This is a genomic window from Methanoregula sp. (genome assembly GCF_049690535.1).
Lineage (GTDB): Archaea > Halobacteriota > Methanomicrobia > Methanomicrobiales > Methanospirillaceae > Methanoregula.
The window spans coordinates 1-3,289 of sequence record NZ_JBAVMX010000049.1 but is presented as its reverse complement, the minus strand read 5'-3'; the positions used below and the strand labels follow the sequence as shown (position 1 = coordinate 3,289).

Genomic DNA, 3,289 nt, shown 5'->3' with positions numbered 1-3,289 from the left:
TTCAGGAGGGGTGGACTCAAGCCTCGTTGCCGCGCTCGCAGAGCGGGAATGCGTGGCAGTCGGCCTTGCCGGATCCCACGACCTTGCGCAGGCCAGGCACGCGGCAGAGCTGCTCGGTCTTTCATGTACCGAAGTGGAGATAACCACAGAGGAGATTGCGGATGCGCTCCCCGAGGTAATTTCTGCGATCCCGAAAAAAGACCCGGTCAACACCAGCATCGCGGTCACCCAGTACTTTATCGCCCGGTGGGCGGGAGCACACGGGTACCGGCGTATCATTACCGGGCAGGGGGCGGATGAACTCTTCGGGGGCTACGCACGGTACCTGTCCTCTCCCACCCTTGAAGAGGATCTCGCCCGTGATGTTCTCGGGCTTGAGGCTCAGGCAGACCGCGATCAGGCAGTTGCTGCACTCCACGGCACGTACCTCTCCATGCCCTATCTTGATATCCGGGTTGTGCGCGCTGCACGCGCGATCCCGGCCCATGAGAAGGTACGCGACGGGGAGCGGAAAATACCGCTGCGTGAGGTCGCAGCGCGCCACATCCCGCAGGAACTGGCCGGATACGGGAAAAAGGCCATGCAGTACGGGAGCGGTGTATGGGGAGTATTGAAAAAGCTTGCCCGTAAAAATGGTTATAAAACGTCCGTGCAAGATTACATAGACCACATCGGACGGGTGGAACATGGTCACTGAAAAAGACGTGGAGCATATCGGAGAACTTGCCGATATTGGTATCGAGGGTGCGGAGCTTGCCACTTTTACCGGCCAGTTCAATGCCATCGTGGAATATTTTGACGTGCTTGACCGGGTGCAGGGAGAAGGTGCCGTCACCCGGGATCTCTATAACGTGATGCGGGAAGACGTGGTTGAGCCATCCCTTTCGCAGGAGGAAGCATTGCGAAATGCCGGCGCACAGGAAGACGGATTTGTCAAGGCACCCCGGGTGATGTAGTGGCCGTGCACACGATCAACTTCGAACCAGACGACCGGTATAATGCGTTCTTAAAAGTCTGCGCAAAGCCCACCCATGGCGAGGGAAAACTTGCCGGGATAACGATCGCAGTCAAGGACAATATCTCGACACAGGGGATCGAGACCACCTGCGCCTCGAAGATCCTCAAAGGGTATGTCCCGCCGTATGATGCGCATGCGGTCGGTCTCATAAAGAGTGCCGGTGCTGCAGTCGCCGGCAAAACCAACATGGACGAGTTCGGGATGGGGACAAGTACCGAGAATTCGGCATTCGGCCCCACACTCAATCCCTGCGACACGAATCGTGTGCCCGGGGGTTCGTCCGGGGGCAGCGCTGCGGCGGTGGCAGCTGGCATGGTACGTATGGCCCTTGGTACTGACACGGGAGGCTCGATCCGGTGTCCTGCCGCGTTCTGTGGGATCGTAGGGCTTAAACCCACCTATGGCCGGGTTTCCCGGTACGGCCTGATCGCGTACGCGAACTCGCTCGAAACAATCGGGCCGATGGCAAACAACGTTGCCGATGTCTCGCTCCTCATGTCGGTGATTGCCGGCCACGACTGGAAAGATACTACCTCGCATGACAAGCCCTACAACCACATCCCGTCCGCTGACATCAAAGGGCTCCGGATTGGCATTCCCGGGGAATACTTCGGGAAAGGTGTCGACCCGGAGGTTGCAGCCGTCGTACGGCGTGCAATCGGCCGGCTCGAAGAGCTTGGTGCCGTCACCGTCCCGTGCAGCATTCCCTCGATGGAGTACGCACTTGCCGCCTACTACGTGATCTGCACGAGCGAGGCTAGTTCCAACCTCGCCCGGTTCGATGGCGTGCGGTACGGCCCTGCCGTGGATACAAAAAAATCGTGGCACGCGGCATACCAGGATATGCGAAAGCAGGGGTTCGGCCCCGAGGTCAGGCGCCGGATCATGCTCGGGACATTTTCCCTCTCCTCGGGCTATTACGGGAAGTACTACGCAAAGGCACAGATTGCCCGGGAGAACATCAGGAAAGATTTTGCCCGGCTCTTCTCTGATGTGGATGTGCTCTGCGGCCCCACGATGCCCACGATTGCGTTTAAACTCGGTGAGAAAAGCGACCCCCTCTCCATGTATCTCTCCGATATCCTCACGGTGCCGGTCAACCTCGCCGGCATTCCTGCAATTTCGGTCCCCTGCGGGAAGGTGCAGGGGATGCCGGTCGGCCTCCAGATTATGGGCAGGCCGTTTGAGGACGAGCGTGTCATCGACGTTGCATATGCTTACGAGCAGGTGGCAAAACCATGATTGACGCTGACATCGTAGTGGGCCTCGAAGTCCACTGCCAGCTCGATACAAAGAGCAAGCTCTTCTGCGGCTGCTCCACCGATTACCGGAACGACGGCCCCAACACCCATGTCTGCCCGGTCTGCCTCGGCCTGCCCGGCACGATGCCGGTGCTCAACAAGAGGGCAATCGAGTTTGCGATGCGGGTTGCAAAGGCCCTCAACTGCACGATCATCCCCGAGTCCGAGTTCTCGCGGAAGAACTACTTCTATCCCGACCTCGACAAGGCTTACCAGATCACCCAGTACGACAAGCCGCTTGCCGAAGGCGGGTACGTGGAGATCGAGGGTGACGACGGGAAGGAACGAAAGATCCAGCTCACCCGAATCCACGTAGAAGAGGACCCGGGCCGTCTCGTGCACATGGGGAACGCCGAACGCGGCCGGTACTCTCTCGTGGACTACAACCGTTCCGGCATCCCGCTCATCGAAATCGTATCTGAACCGGAGATGCGCTCGCCAAAAGAGGCGCGGAAGTTCTTAAACAAACTGCGGGCAACGCTCGAATACCTCGGCGTCTTTGATTCAGAAAAAGAGGGGTCAATCCGGGTCGATGCAAACATCTCGCTCCGGGGCAGCGCACGCGTGGAGATCAAAAATATCACCTCGTATAAAGGGGTGGAAAAGGCGCTTACCTTTGAAGTGACCCGGCAGAAAAACCTGATCAGGCGCGGCCTTACGGTCGATCGCGAGACCCGGCACTACCTTGAGGCCCGGGGTATCACCCAGTCCGCCCGGTCAAAGGAGCTGGAGAACGATTACCGGTACTTCCCGGAACCGGATCTCCGCCCTCTCCGCGTCCAGTCATGGCTCAAGGACATTGTGCTCCCGGAGCTTCCTGATGCCCGGCGCGAGCGGTTTGTTCAGCAGTACGGGTGTTCCTTAAATCACGCCCGCACCCTGACCGGCGAACTTAAGGTAGCAAACTTCTATGAGGCCGTTGTCGCGGGGAGCGGGAACGGACTCTGTACTCTCGCCTCAACGTGGATTG

General features: G+C 58.9%; 4 protein-coding genes. All 4 read left to right on the top strand.

The window, feature by feature from the left end; translation table 11 throughout:
• Window positions 1-697, top strand: a 697-nt coding sequence (locus tag WCE46_RS04020; protein ID WP_424732411.1) for an asparagine synthase C-terminal domain-containing protein, incomplete at its 5' end; no start/stop codon positions are given.
• A complete protein-coding gene (gatC, locus tag WCE46_RS04015) occupies window positions 687-956 on the top strand; it encodes an Asp-tRNA(Asn)/Glu-tRNA(Gln) amidotransferase subunit GatC (RefSeq protein WP_424732410.1) in 270 nt (89 codons plus the stop codon). The genes WCE46_RS04020 and gatC, both read left to right, overlap by 11 nt.
• Window positions 956-2,260, top strand: coding sequence for an Asp-tRNA(Asn)/Glu-tRNA(Gln) amidotransferase subunit GatA (gene gatA, locus WCE46_RS04010; protein WP_424732409.1), 1,305 nt, complete (start codon window positions 956-958; stop codon window positions 2,258-2,260). Before gatC ends, gatA begins: the two co-directional genes overlap by 1 nt.
• Window positions 2,257-3,289 (top strand): Asp-tRNA(Asn)/Glu-tRNA(Gln) amidotransferase subunit GatB (gatB, locus tag WCE46_RS04005; protein WP_424732408.1); only part of this gene is annotated, 1,033 nt, incomplete at its 3' end. The genes gatA and gatB, both read left to right, overlap by 4 nt.